Origin of the sequence: Nitratidesulfovibrio oxamicus, assembly GCF_015731765.1 — a bacterium.
Lineage (GTDB): Bacteria > Desulfobacterota > Desulfovibrionia > Desulfovibrionales > Desulfovibrionaceae > Cupidesulfovibrio > Cupidesulfovibrio oxamicus.
On sequence record NZ_VRYY01000578.1, the window covers coordinates 1 to 1,299 of the forward strand.

General features: G+C 50.3%; 1 protein-coding gene. It reads left to right on the forward strand.

From position 1 onward, the window contains the following. Positions 1-460 precede the first annotated feature (460 nt). Positions 461-895: a hypothetical protein gene (locus FVW20_RS15795; protein ID WP_196610356.1), complete on the forward strand. Its 435-nt coding sequence runs from the start codon at positions 461-463 to the stop codon at positions 893-895. Positions 896-1,299 lie beyond the last annotated feature (404 nt).

Genomic DNA, 1,299 nt, shown 5'->3' on the forward strand with positions numbered 1-1,299 from the left:
ATTCCTCGCTGGGCGCGTCGTTGCGCAACACCATGAAGGGCATGCCGTTGTCGCCGAAACGGTAGCGGATGATGTCGCCGCCGGGCAGCACCACCGAATCGAGGGCCACGGGCGCAAGCTGGGCATGGGGATCATGGGGGTCATAGGGACTGTAGGGATCGGGGGAGGCATGGGGTGCGCCCCCGGCGGCGTTGGCCCCGTTGCCGTAGTAGAACCACGTGCTGGTCTCGGAGGTATGGTTAGGTAGGGCAGCCGCCAGCGTTAGCTTGGCAGTGACGGTGGTTTCATGCGGTTTCGGAGGGAACGGATAGGTAGCCCAACCCCCCGCGTCAGCTTGGCAATTGTTGCGTATTTCTATACATGTAGCTGCATAGGTTGTCGAGCGCACTGGGAGCCGGGTTGTTGCCGTGCCAAGAATTTTCGTCTGATATTGCGTCAACGATAGCAGTGAGGTTGGAAGATGAGCAATATTGTGGAGAAGTTGAGGTGTGATGCTTTGATGTTTCAACGTGTTGTAATAATATTGCTTGTTGTGGTTGATCATTTCGTCTGGTTTGGTATGGGTGTCTCTGACGGAGTTAGTATTGAATATGTTGTATGCATAGAGATGCTGCGCATACTTGCGGTGATATTTGCTTTGATGGCAACGACACGTGAGGCCATGAATAGAATTTTGACGGCAATGATGGTGTATTGCTTGTTGATATCCTTGATTGGAGGGTATAGCCATAGTGGATATCATTATAGGATAATGCCATCTGGAGATGACGATTTTATGTACTTCAGGAGGGGTTTTGATGTAAAACCAAATATTGGAGTGTTGTTTTTGTCGTCATGCGTGTATCTCTTCATTATATACTTTGCCCATAAACTTGGCAAAAATTCTAAAGAATAAGAGCCATCCACTCCATGCCAAGAGTGGATGGCTCTGCCTATTTTTCTATGAACTTGCCGGTGTCCTGATCCCTTGGATGCTTGGCTGGGTCCCAAGCAGTAGAACTGCCGTTTGTGGAGTTGCTGTTTGCTTTTGGTATGTTTTCAAGAAGCTCCTCTAATGCCCAGGAAAGTGGGTTTATTTTTGGTAATACCTAACCAAACCGGACCTGTGATAGGCAGGTCTGGACATGAGAGAATGCCCGAAGTGCACATACACCCGAGCTTGGCGTCTCGCTGATGGCCGTTTCAAATGCCGTCGGTGCGGTAGCAAGTACTCGTGGAAAACCGCCTGGGAACTTAGCCGCCTTCCCGAAGCCAAAAAGCTCAAGGCGTTGGAACTCTTTGTCTATGGCGTCCCTGTGT